The organism is Gordonibacter pamelaeae 7-10-1-b (assembly GCF_000210055.1).
GTDB lineage: Bacteria > Actinomycetota > Coriobacteriia > Coriobacteriales > Eggerthellaceae > Gordonibacter > Gordonibacter pamelaeae.
The window spans coordinates 3,218,491-3,221,584 of sequence record NC_021021.1; the positions used below are offsets into that span (position 1 = coordinate 3,218,491).

Below are 3,094 nucleotides of genomic sequence, written 5' to 3' on the forward strand. Positions count from 1 at the left end.
GCTTGTCGCCGAGCGCGCGGGCGACGGCCTGGCCCAGCACGATGCCCGCGTCCTCGACCGTGTGGTGCGCATCCACCTCGACGTCGCCCTTCGCGCGCACGGCCAGGTCGATCAGGCTGTGCCGCCCGAAGGCCGTGAGCATGTGGTCGAAGAACGGCACGCCCGTCTCGACCTCGACGGCGCCCGTGCCGTCGAGGTTCACGGCTATGCGGATATCCGTCTCGTTCGTGGTGCGCTCGACGGTGGCGGTTCGTTGGTTCATGTTCGTCTCTTTCTCTAAGCTCGCTGGTCCAGCAACGTCAGCGAGACCGGGCATCGCGGAAGCCCGCAGCGTCGGCCCGCTCCGGCGGCCGTCAGGCCGACGGAACCTCCAGATCGCACTTACCCATCACGGCATCGCGCAGGGCGCGCAAGAACGCGTCGTTCTCCTCACGTGAGCCGATGCTCACGCGCAGGCAGTCCTCCAAACCCGGCGCGCGCGAGAAATCGCGCACGAGCACGCCGCGGCCGTAGAGCATCTCCCAGATGATGCCGGCGTTCTCCAGGCGGAACAGCACGTAGTTCGCGTCCGACGGGTACGGCTTCACGCCGGGGATGCGCTTGAGGCCGTCGACGACGCGGGCGCGCTCCTCGATGATGGCGCGGATGCCCGGCTCGAACTTCGCGCGGTTCGCGTACACGACGCGCGCGATGGCCTGCGACACGGCGTCCACCGAGTACGGCTGGCGCACCTTGACGAACTCGCGGATGACCTCGGCGTCGCCCAGAAGGTAGCCCATGCGCACGCCGGCCAGGGAGAACGCCTTCGAGAACGTGCGCAGGATCACGAGGTTCTTGTGCTGTCCCAGATAGGGGCGCATTGTCTGGCGCGAGAACTCGAAGTACGCCTCGTCCACCATGACGAGCGCGTCGGTGGCATCGAGCAGCCGGCAGACGAACGTTTCGCCGGCCAGCTCGCCCGTGGGGTTGTTCGGGCTCGTGACCACGAGGTAGTCGATGCCGCCCTCGGCGACGCGCGCGAGCACGGCCTCCTCGTCGATGGAGAAGTCGGCACGCCGCGGCACGTTCGCCACCGTCGTGTTCGTGAGCCGCGCGTTCGCCTCGTACACCGAGAACGTGGGTGGCAGGTTGAGGAACGTGCGCCCCGGGCCGCCCCAGGCCAGCGCCATATTGAACAGCAGCTCGTCGCCGCCGTTACCCACGAGCACCTGGTCGCGGTCGAGCCCGTTCGCCTCGGCGATCATGTCGCGCAGATCGTTGGCCAGCGGGTCCGGGTAGCGGTTCAAGGCCACGCGCTTCACCTCGCGCATGATCTCGTGGCGCACCTCCTGCTCCACGTCGTGCGGGTTCTCGTTCGCCGAGAGGACGGCCTCGGCGGGCAGGTACTTCGGGTCGTAGGGCGTAAGGCCCGCGAGCTGCGGGGCCGAGCAGCACACGCTACGCATCGGCACCCCCGCTTCCCACGGCGCCGGCACCCGAGGCCGCGCCCGCAGGGCCGCCCTCCTCGCCGAACACGTTGCCCGTGCGCAACAGGTTCCGGCGCATCTCCACGCTCATGGCGTGGGCCCACAGGCCCTCGTGCCGCGCGATGGTGGTGACGGCGTCGGCGTCGCGGGCGAGCGCGGCCGGCGAGTACTGGATGACGCTCGACTTCTTCACGAACTCGTCCACCGACAGCGGCGAGGCATAGCGGGCCGTGCCGCCCGTGGGCAGCGTGTGGTTCGGCCCGGCCACGTAGTCGCCCACGGCCTCGGGCGTCCAGGCGCCCAGGAAGATGGCGCCCGCGTTGCGGATGGCGCCCAGGAGGTCGAAGGCGTGGTCGAGGTGCAGCTCCAGGTGCTCCGGCGCGATGACGTTCACGGCCTCGAGCGCCTGCGGGATGTCGCGGCACACCACGACGAGCCCCTGGTCGGCCAGCGACGCCGCGGTGATCTCGGCGCGCGTGGACGATTCCAGGTGTCGCTCCACGGCGCGCTCCACCTCGTCGGCGTAGGCTTCGTCGAACGTCACCAGGTAGCACGCCGCCAACGGATCGTGCTCGGCCTGGGCCATGAGGTCGATGGCCACGAGCGCCGGGTCGGCCGTGGCATCGGCCACCACGCACACCTCGGACGGGCCCGCGATCATGTCTATCCCGACATCGCCTGACACGACCTTCTTCGCTGCCGCCACGTAGGCGTTGCCGGGGCCGGTGATCTTCGCCACCGGCTCGATGGACTCCGTGCCGTACGCGAGCGCGGCCACGGCTTGCGCGCCGCCCACCGCGTAGATCTCCGTGACGCCCGCCAGGCGGCAGGCGTAGAGGATGGCCGGATCGAGCATGCCCGACTTCGCGGGCGGCGTCACGCACACGATGCGCGGCACGCCGGCCACGGCGGCGGGCAGGGCGTTCATGAGCACGGTGGAGGGATAGAGCGCGCGTCCGCCCGGCACGTAGATGCCCACGGACTCCAGCGGCTCCACCTTCGAACCAACGAGCGCGCCGTCCTCGCGCACGGTGAACCAGCTCTGCTGGCGCTGGCGCTCGTGGAAATCGCGGATCTGGCTCGCGGCCTGGCGCAGCGCGCGCGCCGTGCCGTCGTCCACGTAGGCCGCGGCCTCGTCGACGGCCAGCTGCGGCACGCGGAAATCCTCCAGGCGCACGCCGTCGAAGCGCTCCGTGTAGTCGCGCAGGGCGCCGTCGCCCCGCTCGCGCACGTCCTCGATGATGGCGGTGGCCGCCGTGAGCGCGGCGGCGTTGAACGCGCCGGTGCGCTTCAGGTGCTTGTTCGAGAAAACCTCGCCGGGTTCGAGTATCACACGACGCATGGGCTGCTCCTTATCCTTGTTTCGCCGGCGCCTGCGGCGCGGGGTCGTCCTGCGCCTGCGGGGCGGCCTGGACGGCCTGCGCGAGCGCCTGGGCCAATTGTACGATACGCTCGTCGGTGCGGAACGCGCACGCGTTCGCGAAGAACCGAGCGGTCGACGACAGCACCTCTTCGACCACCACGAGGTCGTTCTCGGCGAGCGTGGTGCCGGTGGCCGTGATGTCCACGATGCGCTCGGCCATGCCGGTGAGCGGCGCCAGCTCGATGTTGCCGTGCAGCTTCACGAT

The 3,094-nt window shown here is 70.2% G+C and carries 2 protein-coding genes and 2 pseudogenes; all 4 read right to left on the reverse strand.

The window, feature by feature from the left end; translation table 11 throughout:
* A pseudogene (locus GPA_RS14790) lies at nt 1-262 on the reverse strand (imidazoleglycerol-phosphate dehydratase); the annotation flags it as partial.
* 91 nt (nt 263-353) lie between these two features.
* On the reverse strand, nt 354-1,445 hold the full coding sequence (gene hisC, locus GPA_RS14795) for a histidinol-phosphate transaminase (protein ID WP_015540372.1): 1,092 nt from the start codon (nt 1,443-1,445) through the stop codon (nt 354-356).
* Nucleotides 1,438-2,808: a histidinol dehydrogenase gene (gene hisD / locus GPA_RS14800; protein WP_041239734.1), complete on the reverse strand. Its 1,371-nt coding sequence runs from the start codon at nt 2,806-2,808 to the stop codon at nt 1,438-1,440. The genes hisC and hisD overlap by 8 nt, the downstream gene beginning before the upstream one ends.
* A gap of 10 nt (nt 2,809-2,818) precedes the next feature.
* A pseudogene (locus GPA_RS14805) lies at nt 2,819-3,094 on the reverse strand (hypothetical protein); the annotation flags it as partial.

What these genes read in the sequence shown, in the direction of transcription:
- hisD (WP_041239734.1), bottom strand. Translation starts at nt 2,808, where the DNA reads ATGCGTCGTGTGATACTCGAACCCGGCGAGGTTTTCTCGAACAAGCAC.
- hisC (WP_015540372.1), bottom strand. Translation starts at nt 1,445, where the DNA reads ATGCGTAGCGTGTGCTGCTCGGCCCCGCAGCTCGCGGGCCTTACGCCC.